This is a genomic window from Actinomycetospora sp. ABD4_176 (assembly GCF_056311855.1).
Window position 1 is genome coordinate 3,881,424 of the sequence record NZ_CM149974.1, and the last position, 15,259, is coordinate 3,896,682.

Here is a 15,259-nt window from a genome sequence, read left to right on the forward strand (position 1 = left end):
CTATTTGACCAGACGCGACAGCCGGCGGTCCGCCAACGCGCGACCCTGTGTCTGGCACGTGGGGCAGTACTGGAAGGACCGTTCGGCGTACGACACCTCGCGGACCGTGTCGCCGCACACCGGGCACGGCAGGCCGGTGCGCGCGTGCACCCGCATCCCCGAGCGCTTCTCGCCCTTCAGGCGGGCGGCGTCCTGGCCCACCGCGCGGTCGACGGCCGCGGAGAGCACCCCGACCATCGCCTGGTGCAGCCGGTCGACGGCCTCGGCGTCGAGCTTGCCCGCCGCGGCGAACGGCGACAGCTTCGCGACGTGCAGGATCTCGTCGGAGTAGGCGTTGCCGATGCCCGCGAGCACCTGCTGGTCGACGATCACCGTCTTGAGCCGCTCGGTGCGCCCGGCGAGCAGCTCGCCGAACTCGGCGCGCCCGAGCGTCAGCGCGTCCGGCCCGAGCTTCGCGATGCCCGGGACCTGCTGCGGGTCCTCGACGAGGTAGACGGCGAGCCGCTTCTGGGTGCCGGCCTCGGTGAGGTCGAACCCGGGGCCGCCGACGGTCTCGAGGTGCACCCGCAGCTCGAGCGGCCCCTTGCCCGGCTTCGGCGGCGTCGTCGACGCCTGGTCGTGCCAGCGCAGCCAGCCCGCCCGCGACAGGTGGACGACGAGGTGGAGCCCGTCGAGCTCGACGTCGAGGAACTTCCCGTGCCGCGCCGCGCCGGTGACCAATCGCCCGGTGAGCGCGGAGAGCGGCGGGTCGAACGTCTTGAGCACCGTCATGCTCGCGAGGTCGACCCGCGCCACCGGCCGCGCCAGCGCGTGGGTGCGCAGGTGCTCGGCGAGGGCCTCGACCTCGGGCAGCTCGGGCATCAGCTCACCGGCTGCAGCGGGCTGTCGGCGTAGGCGGGCGTCGCGCGCGTCTCGAGACTGCGGACCGTCTGCATCATCTCCTCGCGCGCCGCCGAGGTGCCCCGCACCCAGCCCACCCAGCGCTCGGGGGCCGAGCCGTCGCTGCCCCCGGGCGTCTCGGCGACGAGGGTGCGCGGGCGCCGCAGCACCCAGCGGCTCGGGAAGAACAGCGCGATCGCGAGCAGGATCAGCCAGACCCAGACCGGCACGACGACACCCTGGCTGCCCGTGAACCACCAGGCCAGGAGCGCGACCCAGAGCAGACCCATGATCGAGACGATGCCGATGGCGGCGAGCCGGCCACCCTGCATGTCGTGCTCGAAGTCCTCGCCCGTGGCCGGGTCGATCCACTCCAGCTTCTGGCGCACCATCCACTGCCGTCCGTCGGCGGCGCGCACGATGCGGATCCGGGCCATGACCTCACTCTAGCCCTGCTCACGCCGCCAGACGGGTGGTCCGAGCGGGCCCGCGTCGCGGACCTGGTCGCGCAGTTCCCGCTTGAGCACCTTGCCCGCCGCGGACACCGGCAGGGCGTCGGCGACGTGGACCGCGCGCAGCCGCTTGTAGGGCGCCACCTGCTCGTCGAGGGACGCGACGATGCCCGCCGCGAGCTCCGCGGAGGCCTCCTGCCCGGGTGCGAGCACGAGCACCGCGACCGGCTCCTCGCCGACCGCGACGTCGGGGCGGCCGACGACCGCGGCGGACGCGACCTCGGGCCGCGCGACCAGCAGCTCCTCGAGCTCGCGCGGGTACACGTTGTAGCCCTTGTAGAGCAGCATGTCCTTGGCGCGGTCCACGATCTCGAGCTGGCCGTCCTCGCCGACCACCCCGATGTCGCCGGTGCGCAGCCACCCGTCGACCAGCGTCTCCGCCGTGGCCTCGGGCCGGTCGAGGTAGCCGACCATCACCTGCGGCCCGCGCGCCCACACCTCGCCCGCCTCCCCGGCGGCGACCGGCTCCGACGGCGACGGGCCGACCCGGATCTCGGTGTCGGGCACGGGGACGCCGACCGTGCCGACGCGGCGGTGCGCCGAGCGCGCGGTGGCGCCCATCGTGAGGCCCATCGTCGCCTCGGTCATGCCGTAGCCCTCGACGATGACCGCCTCGGGCATCCGCGCGGCGATCCGCTGCGCGAGCGCGAGCGGCATCGGGGCGGCGCCCGAGGTCACGGTCCGCACCGAGGTGAGATCGCGGCCGGCCGCCTCGGGGTGCGCGAGCAGCGCGTGGAACAGCGGCGGGGCGCCCGAGATCGTCGTGACGCGGTGGGTCTCGACGTCGGTGAGCAGGCGGACCGGGTCGAAGCGCTCGTGCACGATGCTCGTCGACCCGGACACCACGGCGACGCCGATGCCGCCGATCGTGCCCATCGCGTGGAACCACGGCGCGACGGCGATGCCCGAGCCCTCGCCCAGGCGCACCGGCCACTCCTGCGCCGGGCCGAGCTGCTCGAGGCCCACGTCCCCGCCGACGCCCGGCACGGGCCGCGACCCGCTGCCGTGGCACGCGTACTGCAGGACGTTGGTGACGACTCCTGCGTGGGTGAGCACGACGCCCTTGGGGCGGCCGGTGGTGCCGCCGGTGTAGGCGAGGTGCGCCCGCGCGACGGACGGGTCGAGGTCGACGACCGGCGGCTGGTCGGCCTCCGCGCCGTCGCCCACGGTGACGCCGTCGGTCGGGATCAGCGGCACGCCCGACCCGGTGTCCTGCAGGCCGATCACCGCCACCGCGCGGGCGTCGGCGAGCTGGCCCGCCACGCCGTCGGGCGGCAGCTGCGGGCTGACCGGCGTGAACGTCGCCCCGGCCAGCAGGATCCCGTAGTAGGCGATCGGGAACGAGAGCACGTTGGGCAGGTGCACGCCGACCACGTCGCCGGGGGCGACCCCGCGCGCCTGCAGGTCGTGCGCCAGGCCGCAGGCGGCCCGCCACAGCCCGGTGAAGCCGATCTCCCGGTCGTGGTGGCGGAACGCCGTGCGCTCGCCCCACCGCCGCGCGGCGCCGTCGAGCAGTGCCCCGACGGGCACCTCCGGATATGCGAGCTGCTCGGGCACCCAGGTCCGCCAGTCCACCGCCGTCATGGTGGTGAACCTTATTGGCAGGCTGTCAGTTGTCCAGGAAGTCCTCGAGGACCCGACCCAGCTCGTCGGGCCGGGTCAGCAGACCGAGGTGCCCGCCGTGGTGCAGGTGCACGGTCGCGCGCGGCAGGAGCGCGCCCATGATGTGCGCGTTCACGATCGGGATCACCGGGTCGCGACGGCCCGCGAGCACCAGCGTCGGCGCCCCGATGAACGGCAGCACCGGCAGGCTCGTCCAGCTCATGAGAGCCATGAGCTGGAAGAGGTAGCCGCGGAACTTCACCGGGTGCACGCGGGAGAACACCGCGTCGACGTCCACCTGGGACTCGCCCTGGTAGATCTCCGCGCCCTCCTCGCGACGGTAGGCGCGGTCGTTGTAGCGCCGCGGGGTGAGCATCTTCGCCAGCACGCTGAAGCGGGCGGGCACCATCATCGCGCCGGTCCCGGTGCTCACCAGGGCCAGGCTCGCGGTGCGGTCGGGGTGCTGCAGCGCGAACTGCTGCGCGATGCCGCCGCCCCAGGACAGGCCGAGGACGTCGGCCCGCGCGTAACCGAGCTCGTCGAGCAGCCCCGAGAGGAGCGCGGCGAGCCCCGCCATCGGCAGCGGCACCCACGGCAGCGGCGACCCGCCGATGCCGGGCACGTCGAAGCGCACCAGAGGCCGGTCGGGGTCGAGCGCGGCGACGAGCGGCTCGAACAGCTCGAGGCTCGCGCCGATGCCGTTGACCAGCACCAGCGGCAGCCGCCCGGGCGCGCCGGGGCGGTGGGCGACGTGGAGCCGGTGGCCGGCGACGACGACGTCGCCCACCCACTCGTCGCGGGGGGCGGAGGTGGGCTCGGGGATGGCGAGCGCGCTCACGACGTCGCTCCCGGGGCACCGCCGGTCGGCGAGCCCGCGGTGTAGCTGCGGTACACGGAGATCAGGGCCTCCTTCTGGGCGTCCGAGAGCCGACGGTCGGCACGGATCGCCCGTTCGGTGGACGAGTCCCCCCGCTCGCCGGCGTCCGCCGGGGCGCCCCCGGCCTGTTCGCGCACGAGACCGGCCTGCAGGAGCAGGTTCTCGGCCGAGATGTCGAGGGCCTCCGCGATCGCGTGCAGCACGCGGACCGAGGGCTCGTGCAGCCCCCGCTCGATCTGGCTCAGGTAGGGGTTCGAGATGTTGCTCAGGGCGGAGAGCTGCCGCAGCGACAGGCGCGCGAGCTTGCGCTGGCTGCGGATGAACCCGCCCAGGGCGCGGCGGTGGTCCTCCCACGGCCCGCCCGGGCCGGCCACTTCTCGTCAGCCCACGACGTCAGCGCCGCGGCGACGTCACCGTCGCGCGGGCCGACGGGAGCGCCGGGGCGACCGCCTCGAGCACCTGGTGGGCCACCGAGCGCTGCGCCTCGAGCATCTGCACACCGGTGTCGTAGACCCGGTCGACGACCTCGGCGGGCGTGCGCGGCAGACCGGCCACGCCGTGGTCGGCGGCCTGCGCGGCGCCCGGGACGCCGGACAGGCCCGGCAGACCGGGGACGCCCGGCAGGCCGCGCAGGGCCGGTCCCCAGCTCTCGGCGACGGAGCCGGCGAGACGCAGACCGGCCTCCTGCACCTGCGCGATCGTGTCGACGGCCCGGTCGCGGAGCTGGTCGAGGTCCGGGTCGGCCTTCGGCGCGGTCGGCGTTGCCATGAGGGGTCCCTCCGTCGTCGGTGACGAGCGCTCAGTTTACCAAGCACACCCGTCCGGGCGCGGGGGCTCGGTGGCCTCGGTCACGTCCGGTCACCGCACGGCCACGGTGAGATCACAGGATCAGATCACAGCGGTCAGATCACGGGGGTCAGGTCACAGCGCCGGCAGCGTCCCCACCAGCCGATCGCGCCACCCGGCGACCTTCGCGACGCAGGCATCGCACCCGCAGCGGCCCTCGCGGGTCGCCAGGAGGAGGTCCAGGCGCAGGAACACCTGGTCGTAGACGGGATCGACGGCGGCGTCGACCTTGCGGCGCAGGGCGACGGAGGCGTGACGGTTCACGGGCAACACCCTCGGTGGTGAAGGCAGGCGGCCGGTTGCAGGGGACGCGCACGCGATGCGCCCCGTGCAACACGGTGACGACCCGGGCCGGTGCCGTCAACCGTCGATCGGCCGCCGACCTCCCGCTGTTACGCAGGGTCACACCGGGGTCATGACCGTGCCGCGGAGGTCACCCGGTCCCGAGGACGTAGCTGCCCGGGGCGTCACCGAGCGGCGGGTGGGCCTCCGACCCCACCGACGGCGGCCGGCGCATCCCGCCGCCGCGCTCGGCGACCCAGTCGCGCCACGGCTCCCACCACGACCCCTGCACCTCGGTCGCCCGCTGCAGCCAGGTGTCGGCGTCGGGCGCGGCGTCGCCGCCGACGGTGCCGATCCAATGCTTGGCCTTCTTGCCGGGCGGGTTGACGACGCCGGCGATGTGCCCGCCGTTCGACAGCGTGAAGGTCACGTCGCCACCGAGCAGCCCGGTGGAGGTGAACGAGGTGCGCCACGGGGCGATGTGGTCGTTGACCGCGCCCACGATGAACGTGTCGTTGGTGATCGACTTCAGCGAGAGGTGCTCGCCGAGCAGCTCCAGCTCACCGCGCGCGAGCTCGTTCTCCAGGTAGAAGTGCCGCAGGTAGAACGCGTGCATCTTGGCCGGCATCCGGGTGGAGTCGGCGTTCCACGCGAGGATGTCGAACGCCGGCGGCGCCTTGCCCTCCAGCCAGTTCGGCCCGACGTAGTTGAAGATCAGGTCGTTGGCGCGCAACAGGTCGAACGTGCCCGCCATCGACTCCGAGGGCAGGTAGCCGGTCTTCGCCATCTTGCGCTCGAGCCGCTCGACGATCTCCGGGTCGACGAAGCTCGCCACCGGGCCCGGGTCGCTGTAGTCGAGCAGCGTGTTCTGCAGCGTCAGCGAGTTGACGCGGTCGCCCTGGCCCCGGGCGTGCAGCATGGCGAGCGTGATGGTGGCCATCAGGCCGCCGAGGCACAGCCCGACGAGGTTGACCTTCTCCGCGCCCGTGATCTCCTGCACGACGTCGAGCGCGGCGAGGTCGCCCAGCTCCAGGTAGTCGTCGAGGCCCGTCTCGGCCATCGACTCGTCCGGGTCGCGGTAGCTGATGACGAACACGGTGTGCCCGTGCTGCACCGCCCACTCGAGGAAGCTGCGACCCGGCGCGAGGTCCATGACGTAGTACTTGTTGATCCAGGGCGGGCTCACGAGGATCGGGATCTCGTGGACCTCGTCGGTCTGCGCCTCGAACTGGATGAGCTCCATGAGACGGTTGCGGTAGACGACCTTGCCCGGCGTCGCGGCGAGCTCCTTGCCGACGCGCAGGTTCGTCCGGTCGACCTGGCGCGGGCGGCCCTGGTTGGTGGCGAGGTCGTCGAGCATCTGCCGGAAGCCCGACACCACGCTCGACCCGCCGGTCTCGAAGGCGCGCTTGAGCGCGGCCGGGTTGCCCGGCAGGAGGTTGGTCGGCGAGAGCACGCTGCCCAGCACGTCGGCGAGCAGCGCGGCCCGCTCCCGCGACGCCGGGTCCAGCCCGGCCGCGTCGACGAGGTCGTGCAGCGTCGAGGTCAGCGCGACGTACTGCTGGCGCAGACCCCAGTAGACCGGGTTCTCCTCCCACGTCGGGTCGGAGAACCGGCCGTCCTTCTCGATCGGCACCGGGCCGTCCGCGGTCGAGCCGAAGGCCCGGGCGACGGTGGCCGTGCCGATGCGCGCGGCGAGCGCGGCGTGCCCGGCGACCACCCGTCCCACGTCGGACGGATGGGTCGCCAGGCCCTGCGCGAGCTGCACGACGGTGCGTCCCCACAGCGCCGGGTCGACCTCGGCCAGCAGGTCGGCGGGGACCACCGACTCCAGGGAACGGGCGACGTCCACGGTCGGGAACGTCGGGACGGCCGGGCTCCGCTGCGCTCCGGTACGGGCCTGGTCCACGGTCATGTCGGCGACCTCCACGTCGACTCACCGGGCGTGCCGCGCCTGACACGCCCCGTCGACGAGTGTGCCCCGCTGGGACGTGGATCACACGGTTACCGACGAGTCCGAGGTCCCTCTCACGGCCCGGTCAGCCGGCGAGCGCCCCCCGCTTGCGCGCGACGATGCCCTCGTAGAGCAGCGGGCTGCGGTCGGTGGCGAGGCGGTGCTGGAAGCGCTCGCGACGGACGACCTCGAGCGCGCCGGACCGGATCGACTCGCCGATCATGCCGCCGAAGCCCGACGTGTCGGTGGCCTCGAGGAAGGCGTCCTTGATGGTCAGGACGACCCAGCCGTCGGGGGCGATGAGGTCGTAGGCGGTGCGGAAGGCCTGGGGCGGGATGTCGCCGAAGCCCAGGGCCGCGACCACGGTCAGCGTGTTCAGCCCGTGGCCGGCGAGTACCTCGCGGTCCTCGGCCGGGAGCGCGGTGAGGTCCGCGACCTGGTAGTCGGCGTAGAGGCCCGGGCGGTCGCGCAGGGCGGCCTCGCGGGCCTCGGTGAGGATGTCGACGCCGACGGAGTGCTCGACGCCGACCGCCGCGAGCTCCTCGGCCATGATCCCGTTGCCCGCTCCGAGGTCCAGGACGCGCAGCGAGGACGCCGCCACCCCGGAGGCGGCCAGCGCGTCGTCGAGGAGCCCGACCATGAACCGCGGCGAGTCGCAGCCCAGCACGTCGTAGAAGATCTTCTCGTACAGCCCCGGCACCTGGAAGATGCGGTCGTAGTCGTGGAACCGGAACTCGCCCCACGAGCCGTCGGGCTGGGCGACGACGCAGAACTCGTCGTCCTGGCTGAACTTGCTGCCCGGCTCGGGGAGCGCGAGGCGGATCGACTGGCGGGCCGCCTCGAGGTCGACGGGGTGGTGGGGCGTCGTGCCCGAGGCCTCGCCCGGCGCCGGTGCCCGACGCACGACCTCGTGCTCGCGGCCGCTCGTGCCGTTGCTCGTGCCGTTGACCGCCGTGGGTGCCATCGCTGACCTCTCCTCCCGGTGTCGCCCACCGGGGGCGACGGAGCTGGACGCGGACAGGTGGGATCGCCCGCGTGGAGCATCACGCGCCTCGATCGTCGTCAGGCGCCGCACGGAGGGTCAAGGGAAGGGGCGTCAATAGAATCAACGTCACGGTCGCCGCCCGGACGACTACCCCCAGCGGCCGCCCTGCTGCCCGCGGGGGTCGTAACGCGTGGTGCGCTCGTCCTGGCCGTAGGGCCCGGGGTAGGGCTCGCGGGGCTGCTCGTAGCTGCCGTAGCGCTGGTCGTAGCGCCCGTCGTACTGGCGCCCGCCCCAGCCGCCCGACGACGCGGGGCGCACGGCGGTCCGCGAGACGCCCGAGAGCATCGAGATGATCGCGAGCCCGATCGCGGCGTAGAGCACCGCGGTCGCGATGTGGTCGATGATGCCGCCGCGGGCGAGGAAGACCTGCAGGAGCAGCACCACGAGCACCAGCAGCACGATCGCCGAGAAGAAGGTCGCCGGCCGGGGCGTGGTGAGCAGCAGCAGGTGCAGCAGCGCGGTGCCGGCGAGCGCCGCGATGACCGCGCACACCGGGATGATCGTCATGGCGTTGTCGACCAGCGCGCCGCTGCGCTCCGCGGTCTGGATGCCGAGCTCGAAGACGTTCGAGATGATCAGCACGCCGACGATCGCGATGCCCGCGGCGACGATGGCCGTGGCGACACCGCCGGCCCAGAGCCTCTTGCCGAGGACCTCCACGTCGCCGTCGTCCCACGAGCGCTGCGGGTAGCTCACGACCTCGTCCTCTCCCCCGGACCGTCGGTGCTCGGCCCCGTCACGGTCGGTTGTACCGCAGAGCCGGCCGCCACGGGGGGACCATCCCCTCCCCGTGCGCGCTGCTCGCGCTTCGTCGCCCGTCCTTGACGTTCCGCGTCCGGCCCCGTTCGGTGGGAGGGCCCTGCCGTCGCGAGGAGGAGCGTGGCCGATGTCGACCCCGCAGCAGCACCCGACCACCGGCCGCACGGCGCGCCGGCTGCCGCGGCCGTCGGAGCTGCGCCCGCTCCTGCGCCTCGCCCGCCCCGATCCCGACCCGGTGCGCCGGCGGCTCGCCCGCGCCCACACGGTCGCCGACCTCCGGGAGATCGCCCGGCGCCGCACCCCGCGCGCCGTCTTCGACTACACCGACGGCGCCGCCGAGGCCGAGCTCTCGCTGCGCCGCGCCCGCGACGCCTTCGCCGCCCTGGAGTTCCGGCCCTCGGTGCTGCGCGACGTCTCGCAGATCGACACCTCGACGACCATGCTCGGCGGGCCCTCGGCCTACCCGTTCGCGTTCGCGCCGACCGGGTTCACGCGGATGATGCACCACGAGGGCGAGGCGGCCGTGGCACGCGTGGCCGGCCGCATCGGGGTGCCGCACACCCTCTCGACCATGGGCACCATCTCGCCCGCGGACCTCGCCGCGGCCGCCCCGGACACCCGGCGCTGGTTCCAGCTCTACCTGTGGCGCGACCGGGCCGCGAGCGAGGAGGTCGTGCGCCGGGCGCAGGAGGCCGGGAACGAGGCGATCATGCTGACCGTGGACACCCCGGTCGGCGGGGCCCGCCTGCGCGACGCCTACAACGGGTTGACCATCCCGCCGGCCCTCACCGCGCGGACCCTGGTCGACATGGCCCGCCACCCGCACTGGTGGTTGAACGTCCTCACGACCGACCCGCTGGAGTTCGCGGCCCTGACGTCGTGGGAGGGCACGGTCGCCGAGCTCATCAACACGATGTTCGACCCGGCGCTCAACCTCGACGACCTCGCGTGGCTCCGATCCACGTGGAACGGGCAGCTCGTCGTCAAGGGCGTCCAGACCGCGGAGGACGCGCGACGGGTGGTCGACGCCGGCGCCGACGCCGTGGTCGTCTCGAACCACGGCGGGCGCCAGCTCGACCGCGCGCCGGTGCCCCTGGAGACGCTGCCGTCGGTGGTCGCCGAGGTCGGCGACGAGGCCGAGGTGCTGCTCGACACGGGGATCATGTCCGGTGCCGACATCGTCGCCGGCGTCGCTCTCGGCGCCTCGGGCTGCCTGGTCGGTCGCGCCTACCTCTACGCGCTCATGGCCGGCGGCGAGCGCGGCGTCGAGCACCTGACGACCATCCTCACCGCCGAGATCCGCCGGACGATGGCGCTGCTCGGGGTGTCGTCGGTCAAGGACCTGACCCCGGACCACGTCCGGCTGCGCGGATAGGAGCCGGAGCTACCGCCGCCGGGTGAGCACGACGAACGGGATCGTGCGCCCGGCCTCCTCCGCGCGGCGCCGGTAGCCCCGGAAGGGTCCGTACGTCGCGACGGCGGCCGGCCAGAGCCGCTCGCGCTCGGCGTCGCCGGCGATGCGCGCGTGGACCGGGCGGACCTCGTCGCGGACCTGCACGGTCGTGTCCGGATGGGCCCGCAGGTTGTGGAACCAGGCCGGGTGGCGGGGGTGCCCGCCGTAGGAGGCGACGACGACGAGGTCGTCCGGGTCGTCGGGGTGGGTGAAGTACAGCAGCGGTGTGGTGCGCGGGCGCCCGCTGAGCGCCCCGACGTGGTCGAGCAGCAGCATCGTCGGCAACCCCGGGAGCGAGTGCCCGAGGCGCCCGCCGGTACGGCGGTAGAGCGCGATGTGCGCCCTCGTGACCGCCCCGACCACGGGGGCGAGGCGGTCGAGGGCACGGCCGAAGTCCTGGGTCGAGACCACGGCCGGACCGTACCGGCGGGTAGCGGGGGCTACAGCGTGAGCAGCCGGTCGAAGAACTCGCGGTAGCGCTGCACGGCGCGGCGCAGCTCCTCGGTGGACGGGTCGCCCTCCAGCGAGTTCGGGTCGAGCGCGCTGCGCTGCTGGGCGAAGGTGCGCGAGAGCTCCTCGAGCACCTCGCCGACCAGGCCGTCCGCCCGCGCCGCGGCATCCCGGGGCTGGTCGACGAAGGTCATGCGGACCTCTTCCCACTGCGAGCGCCACTGGGCCGCCCGCTGCGGGTCGATGATCGTGTCGTGGGCGGGGCCGGCGCCTCCCCGCCCGGCGTCCGACGTCGGCTCGCCCGGGCCTCCGGGCCCGCCGAAGCCGTTGCCGCCGTCACGGCCGCCCGTCGGCTCGCCGGGCGCGCCGCCCGCGTGGTCCGGCGGACCGGGGTAGGCCCCGGGCTGCCCGCCCATCCCCGACGGGCCGTCGGCGCCGGGTCCGCCCGGGCCGGCACCGGTCGGCATCCCGGTTCCCTGCCCGGCGTACTGCTGGCCGGGCGCCTGGCCCGCGTGCTGGCCGTACTGGCCGGGCTGGGCGGGCTGGGCGCCGGGCTGGTCGTACTGGCCGCCGCCGTACTGGCCGGCCTGGTCGTACTGGCCACCGCCGAACTGGCCCGCCTGGTCGAACTGCCCGCCGCCGCCGTGCTGGCCCGGCTGCACGCCCGCCTGGTCGTACTGGCCGCCGCCGTGCTGACCGGGCTGGTCGTACTGCCCGCCGCCGGCGTGCTGGCCGGCCGGGCCGCCGGGCTGGTCGTACGGCCCGCCGCCGAGGTGCTGGCCGCCGTACTGCCCGCCCTGCGGCTGGCCGTGCTGCTGCTGGGCGCCGACGTACGGGTCGCCGTAGGGGTCGCCGTGCTGCTGGCCCTGCTGGTCGCCGAACTGCCCGGCGGCCTCGCGGCCGTAGGGGTCGTCGGCGCGTCCGGGTCCGCCCTCGTTCTGGCGCGGGTCCTCGTCGTATCCGCCCGGACGGGCGTGGCCCGCCTGCTCGTGACCGGTGGGGCGGCTCTGTTCGGGGTGGTTCATCGCCTGCGCTCCTGGTGTCCGTCGGGTCCGCCGGTCGCCGGGGGCGCCGACGGTGGCCGGCCCGGACCGGCCGGTGCGGGCGGCGCTCCCTGCCCGGGCGCACCCCCGCGTGACGGCTCGATCCGCTCCGTTGCTCCTGCTGGGGAACCGCTGTACTGGCCCGGGCCGCCCCCGGGCGCGCCCGGGATGCGCTCGGTGCCGCCGGCGGGGCCGCCGTGACCGTCGTGGCCGTCGTGGCCGTCGTGGCCGTCGTGGCCGTCGTACTGACCACCCGGACCGCCGGGCTGCCCGCCGTACTGATCACCCGGACCGCCGGGCTGCCCGCCGTACCGATCACCCGGCCCGCCGGGTGCGCGGTCGTGCCCACCCTGGGTCGCGCCGTCCTCCAGCATCGCCTCGACCAGCGTGCGGAACGACGTGAAGGCGGAGCGCAGGTCCTCGGTGGTCGCGGACCCCTGCCGGTGGGCCGTCACGACCCGCTGCGCCTCGCGGTAGTCCTCGACGAGGTGGGGCTGGGCGACCGAGAGGTCCTCGGTGCGCCGCTCGCCGCCCTCGACGGGGTAACCGCGGGCCCGCATGATCGTCACGAGCAGCGCGTCGGCGTGCTCGACCGCGCCGCCCGGGTCGTCGACGAACCCACGCTGCACCTGCTGCCAGTCGGAGTGAAACCGCTCGCGCTCGTTGCCCTGGAGGGGCCGGAGCTCGTGCTGGTCGTGGCGCTCCTTGCGCTCGCGCAGCTCGCGCTCGGCCTCCTTGCGGTCGCCGGTCTCGGAGACGCGGCGCTCGTACTCGGGGCCGAACTCCTGCTGGAGCTGCTGCTGGCGGCGGCGCCGGGAGAGCACGAGGGCGCCGACCCCCGCCAACGCCAGCAGCACCACCACGATGACGATCACGACGGCGACGGTGCCCATCGCGGGACCCCTTCCGGAGGTGGAATTCGGTGATCAGCGTTGTCGAGGGGATGCCCGGCTTCCATCCGCCATCCGCCCCTTTCGGGGGAATTAATTCCCGGCGGCGGCCCGCTCCCCGCGCGGGCGGCGGCGCTGGGTGACCTCGCCGATGGCGAGCGGCTCGTAGGAGACGTCGCCGGGGTTGGCGTCGACGCCGGGCGGGACGATCTCGTCGATGCGATCGAGGACCTCGTCGTCGAGGGTCACCTCGGCCCCGGCGAGCACGTCCTCGAGCTGCTCCATCGTGCGCGGCCCGATGATCGCGGACGTCACGGCCGGGTGGGACACGGCGAAGGCCATCGCCAGGTGCACCATCGACAGGCCGGCCTCCTGCGCGAGCGGGACCAGCGCCTCGACGGCGTCGAGCTTGCGCTCGTCGGTGAACCGGCCCGGGGTGCGCTGCGCGCGCTGCGTCCCGGCCTCCTGACCCTTGCGGATCCTCCCGGTGAGCATCCCCATCGCCAGCGGGCTCCAGACCAGCGTGCCCATGCCGTAGCGCCGGCAGACCGGGAGCACCTCGCGCTCGATGCCGCGGTTGAGGATCGAGTACGGCGGCTGCTCGCTGCGGAAGCGCTCGAGGCCCCGGCGCTCGGCGACCCACTGCGCCTCGACGATCTCCGACGCCGGGAACGTCGACGACCCGATCGCCCGCACCTTCCCGCTGCGCACGAGGTCGGTGAGCGCCGAGAGGGTCTCCTCGACGTCGGTCTCCGGATCCGGGCGGTGGATCTGGTAGAGGTCGACGTGGTCGGTCTGCAGCCGCCGCAGCGAGTCCTCCACCTCGCGCACGAGCCAGCGCCGTGAGTTGCCCCGGTGGTTCGGGTCGTCGCCCATCGGCGCGTGCGCCTTGGTGGCGAGCACGACGTCGTCCCGCCGGTTCTTCAGCGCCTTGCCGACGATCTCCTCCGACTCGCCCTGCGCGTACACGTCGGCGGTGTCGACGACGTTGATCCCGGCGTCGAGTGCGCGGTGGATGATCCGGATCGAGTCGTCGTGGTCGGTGTTGCCCCAGGCACCGAACATCATCGCGCCCAGGCAGTAGGGACTGATCCTGATCCCGGTACGTCCCAGCGTCCGCATCCTCACGGCCGGGGAGTAGCCGTCCGTCCCCCGATCGACGCCCGCCGCCGGGATCAGCCGGGCGGCGGTGCGCCGGGCGGCACCCCGATCCGGTCGACGACGGGGATCGCGAGGCGCAGCACGCCGACGCCGGTCGGGTGGAACGGGTGCGGGTCCTCGAGGGACTGCAGGTCGGGGCCCAGCCCGTCGGGCGACGGCGTGCACAGCGGGCGCAGCGGCGGGGCCACGACCTCGAACCCGTAGCGCTGCGCCCCCGCGGTGAGCACGCCGTTGAGCTCGGCGTTGCGGCCCGCGAGCAGCGCGATCTCGTCCGGGGTGAGCCCGGAGTACTGCAGCGGTCCGCGGACCGTGGCGCACTGCGCGTCCGGGCGCAGGACGTCGTAGGAGGTGACGACGACGACCCGCGGCCGTGACGGCAGCGTGGCGAGGTCGGCGAGGAGGTCGGCGTAGTCGCGGTCGAAGGTGGCGAGCCGGTAGCGGAACTCGCCGGCGGTGAAGTTGTCGGCGCAGTCGTCGGCGGCGTAGCAGTAGCCGATGAGGTCGGTCCAGTCCAGGTCGTTGGGGCCGACCGCGACGACGACGAACGCGGGGTCCTCGACCTGCTTGAGCCGCCCGATCTGCGGCGGCACCAGCTGCCCGCCGGCCTGCTGCGGGGCGCGCAGACCCGCGCTGATGCGGGCGCCGGAGCAGGCGAGGTTGAGCACCTCGTCGCCGAGCGCGGACCCGATCTGGCGGGCGAGCGAGTCGCTGCTGCGGGCGCAGGCGAGGTCCTCGGGCGTCGCGTCCGGTGTCGGCGGCCCGCCGAGGCGGGCGACGCGCGAGTCCCCGATCACCACGCCGCGCACCCCGGACACCGCGGGGCCGACCGGCGACGGCGTGACGTGGTGGGCGCCGGTGAGGTCGGTCAGCGAGCGGGCGTCGCGCAGGCCCTGGGCCCCGGCGACGGCGAGCACCCCGCACACGCCCCACACCACGAGGGCCGAGGCGAGGGCGACGAGCGTCGAGCGCGTCAGCGTCCGCGAGAGCCGGCGGGCGATGACGGCGGGACGCGCGCCCGCCCCGGACCGTCGCGCGGTCCGTCGCAGCGCGGCGAGGACGCGCACCGACCCGACGAGCCCGCACACGCCGAGCACCACCGCGACGAGGATCAGCGTCGCCCAGGCGTACCAGCGCTCGAAGCCGCCGACGATCGCCGCCAGCGCGTCCGCCGGGCTGCGGCCCTCCGCCAGCGACTCCACGGCGCGCCCGGCGGTCTCGTTGCGCGCCACCGGCCCGATCGAGAGCTGCGGGCGCAGCGGCCCGTAGACCGTCACGTCCGGGACGTCGAGGCTGGTGTTGCCGATCTGGACGATCCGCGGCGGCCCCGACGGCGTCGCGGTCGGCGGCTGCGCCCCGACGCTGATCCGCTGCCCGAAGGCCTCGACGTCCTGGTCGGGGGTGAGCACCACCGCCGCCCACACCCCGGCGACGACGCAGACGGCGACGAGCAGCAGCGTCATCGGCGAGCGCAGCTCGCGCGCGAGGCCTCGCGGACGACCCATCGGT

16 protein-coding genes are annotated in these 15,259 nt (G+C 74.5%); 1 reads left to right on the forward strand and 15 read right to left on the reverse strand.

Annotation, left to right across the window (positions count from 1 at the left end; translation table 11 throughout):
* The 10 genes from ACYX4T_RS18855 to ACYX4T_RS18900 form a co-directional block, all read right to left on the reverse strand.
* Positions 1-861 carry an Fpg/Nei family DNA glycosylase gene (locus ACYX4T_RS18855; protein WP_476010813.1) on the reverse strand — a complete coding sequence of 287 codons (861 nt, stop codon included), beginning with the start codon at positions 859-861 and terminating at the stop codon, positions 1-3.
* Entirely contained in the window at positions 861-1,316 is a 456-nt protein-coding gene (locus tag ACYX4T_RS18860) for a hypothetical protein (protein WP_476010814.1), read from the reverse strand. The genes ACYX4T_RS18855 and ACYX4T_RS18860 overlap by 1 nt, the downstream gene beginning before the upstream one ends.
* Positions 1,317-1,325: 9 nt before the next feature.
* On the reverse strand, positions 1,326-2,975 hold the full coding sequence (locus ACYX4T_RS18865; protein ID WP_476010815.1) for a class I adenylate-forming enzyme family protein: 1,650 nt from the start codon (positions 2,973-2,975) through the stop codon (positions 1,326-1,328).
* Between the two features lie 25 nt (positions 2,976-3,000).
* Complete coding sequence (locus ACYX4T_RS18870) at positions 3,001-3,831, reverse strand: alpha/beta fold hydrolase (RefSeq protein WP_476010816.1); 831 nt, start codon at positions 3,829-3,831, stop codon at positions 3,001-3,003.
* A complete protein-coding gene (locus ACYX4T_RS18875; protein WP_476010817.1) occupies positions 3,828-4,244 on the reverse strand; it encodes a helix-turn-helix domain-containing protein in 417 nt (138 codons plus the stop codon). Before ACYX4T_RS18875 ends, ACYX4T_RS18870 begins: the two co-directional genes overlap by 4 nt.
* Positions 4,245-4,263: 19 nt before the next feature.
* Positions 4,264-4,638 (reverse strand): hypothetical protein, encoded by a 375-nt coding sequence (locus tag ACYX4T_RS18880; protein WP_476010818.1) that lies wholly within the window; start codon positions 4,636-4,638, stop codon positions 4,264-4,266.
* A 153-nt stretch (positions 4,639-4,791) separates the two neighbouring features.
* On the reverse strand, positions 4,792-4,980 hold the full coding sequence (locus ACYX4T_RS18885) for a hypothetical protein (protein ID WP_476010819.1): 189 nt from the start codon (positions 4,978-4,980) through the stop codon (positions 4,792-4,794).
* A 169-nt stretch (positions 4,981-5,149) separates the two neighbouring features.
* Positions 5,150-6,913, reverse strand: coding sequence for a PHA/PHB synthase family protein (locus tag ACYX4T_RS18890; RefSeq protein WP_476010820.1), 1,764 nt, complete (start codon positions 6,911-6,913; stop codon positions 5,150-5,152).
* 124 nt (positions 6,914-7,037) lie between these two features.
* Complete coding sequence (locus ACYX4T_RS18895) at positions 7,038-7,916, reverse strand: methyltransferase domain-containing protein (RefSeq protein ID WP_476010821.1); 879 nt, start codon at positions 7,914-7,916, stop codon at positions 7,038-7,040.
* A 168-nt stretch (positions 7,917-8,084) separates the two neighbouring features.
* Complete coding sequence (locus ACYX4T_RS18900) at positions 8,085-8,693, reverse strand: hypothetical protein (protein ID WP_476010822.1); 609 nt, start codon at positions 8,691-8,693, stop codon at positions 8,085-8,087.
* Positions 8,694-8,883: 190 nt separating this feature from the next.
* On the opposite strand from ACYX4T_RS18900, the gene ACYX4T_RS18905 reads away from it, so the two are divergent.
* Entirely contained in the window at positions 8,884-10,131 is a 1,248-nt protein-coding gene (locus ACYX4T_RS18905; RefSeq protein WP_476010823.1) for an alpha-hydroxy acid oxidase, read from the forward strand.
* A gap of 9 nt (positions 10,132-10,140) precedes the next feature.
* Here the strand turns inward: ACYX4T_RS18905 and ACYX4T_RS18910 are convergent, their stop codons facing one another.
* The 5 genes from ACYX4T_RS18910 to ACYX4T_RS18930 all read right to left on the reverse strand — a co-directional run bounded on the left by ACYX4T_RS18910 (position 10,141) and on the right by ACYX4T_RS18930 (position 15,255).
* A complete protein-coding gene (locus ACYX4T_RS18910; protein WP_476010824.1) occupies positions 10,141-10,620 on the reverse strand; it encodes a nitroreductase/quinone reductase family protein in 480 nt (159 codons plus the stop codon).
* A 29-nt stretch (positions 10,621-10,649) separates the two neighbouring features.
* Positions 10,650-11,684, reverse strand: coding sequence for a hypothetical protein (locus tag ACYX4T_RS18915; protein WP_476010825.1), 1,035 nt, complete (start codon positions 11,682-11,684; stop codon positions 10,650-10,652).
* Positions 11,681-12,595, reverse strand: coding sequence for a hypothetical protein (locus tag ACYX4T_RS18920; RefSeq protein ID WP_476010826.1), 915 nt, complete (start codon positions 12,593-12,595; stop codon positions 11,681-11,683). Before ACYX4T_RS18920 ends, ACYX4T_RS18915 begins: the two co-directional genes overlap by 4 nt.
* A gap of 90 nt (positions 12,596-12,685) precedes the next feature.
* Complete coding sequence (locus tag ACYX4T_RS18925) at positions 12,686-13,720, reverse strand: aldo/keto reductase (protein WP_476010827.1); 1,035 nt, start codon at positions 13,718-13,720, stop codon at positions 12,686-12,688.
* Positions 13,721-13,767: 47 nt separating this feature from the next.
* On the reverse strand, positions 13,768-15,255 hold the full coding sequence (locus ACYX4T_RS18930) for a GDSL-type esterase/lipase family protein (protein ID WP_476010828.1): 1,488 nt from the start codon (positions 15,253-15,255) through the stop codon (positions 13,768-13,770).
* Between the last annotated feature and the right edge of the window lie 4 nt (positions 15,256-15,259).

What these genes read in the sequence shown, in the direction of transcription:
- ACYX4T_RS18855 (WP_476010813.1), bottom strand. Translation starts at nt 861, where the DNA reads ATGCCCGAGCTGCCCGAGGTCGAGGCCCTCGCCGAGCACCTGCGCACC.
- ACYX4T_RS18860 (WP_476010814.1), bottom strand. Translation starts at nt 1,316, where the DNA reads ATGGCCCGGATCCGCATCGTGCGCGCCGCCGACGGACGGCAGTGGATG.
- ACYX4T_RS18865 (WP_476010815.1), bottom strand. Translation starts at nt 2,975, where the DNA reads ATGACGGCGGTGGACTGGCGGACCTGGGTGCCCGAGCAGCTCGCATAT.
- ACYX4T_RS18880 (WP_476010818.1), bottom strand. Translation starts at nt 4,638, where the DNA reads ATGGCAACGCCGACCGCGCCGAAGGCCGACCCGGACCTCGACCAGCTC.
- ACYX4T_RS18890 (WP_476010820.1), bottom strand. Translation starts at nt 6,913, where the DNA reads ATGACCGTGGACCAGGCCCGTACCGGAGCGCAGCGGAGCCCGGCCGTC.
- ACYX4T_RS18895 (WP_476010821.1), bottom strand. Translation starts at nt 7,916, where the DNA reads ATGGCACCCACGGCGGTCAACGGCACGAGCAACGGCACGAGCGGCCGC.
- ACYX4T_RS18905 (WP_476010823.1), top strand. Translation starts at nt 8,884, where the DNA reads ATGTCGACCCCGCAGCAGCACCCGACCACCGGCCGCACGGCGCGCCGG.
- ACYX4T_RS18915 (WP_476010825.1), bottom strand. Translation starts at nt 11,684, where the DNA reads ATGAACCACCCCGAACAGAGCCGCCCCACCGGTCACGAGCAGGCGGGC.
- ACYX4T_RS18920 (WP_476010826.1), bottom strand. Translation starts at nt 12,595, where the DNA reads ATGGGCACCGTCGCCGTCGTGATCGTCATCGTGGTGGTGCTGCTGGCG.
- ACYX4T_RS18930 (WP_476010828.1), bottom strand. Translation starts at nt 15,255, where the DNA reads ATGGGTCGTCCGCGAGGCCTCGCGCGCGAGCTGCGCTCGCCGATGACG.